Below are 277 nucleotides of genomic sequence, written 5' to 3'. Positions count from 1 at the left end.
TGTGAACATCACCAACAAAGGGAGCCATCCATGAACAGGATTACCACACTCGGGATCGATCTGGCGAAGTCTGTTTTTCAGTTGCACGGCGTTGATGCCGAAGGCCGGGCTGTCTTGCGGCGCCAGTTGCGGCGCAGCCAGATGCTGGATTTTTTCAGCGCCTGCCACCCTGCCTGATCGGCATCGAAGCCTGCGCCAATGCGCACGACCGGGGCGGGAAGTGATCAAGTTCGGGCATGATGTCCGGCTCATGCCGCCCACCTGCGTGAAGGGCCAT

At 59.9% G+C, this 277-nt stretch carries 1 pseudogene; it reads left to right on the top strand.

Annotated features, from left to right (window positions below):
* Positions 1-30: 30 nt before the first annotated feature.
* Positions 31-277: pseudogene (locus KY389_RS15580) on the top strand (IS110 family transposase); the annotation flags it as partial.

The organism is Paracoccus bogoriensis (assembly GCF_019431455.1).
In the GTDB taxonomy this organism is placed as follows: Bacteria; Pseudomonadota; Alphaproteobacteria; order Rhodobacterales; family Rhodobacteraceae; genus Paracoccus; species Paracoccus bogoriensis.
Note: the sequence above shows the minus strand (reverse complement) of the source record. Positions and strands in the feature narration are given on the sequence as shown.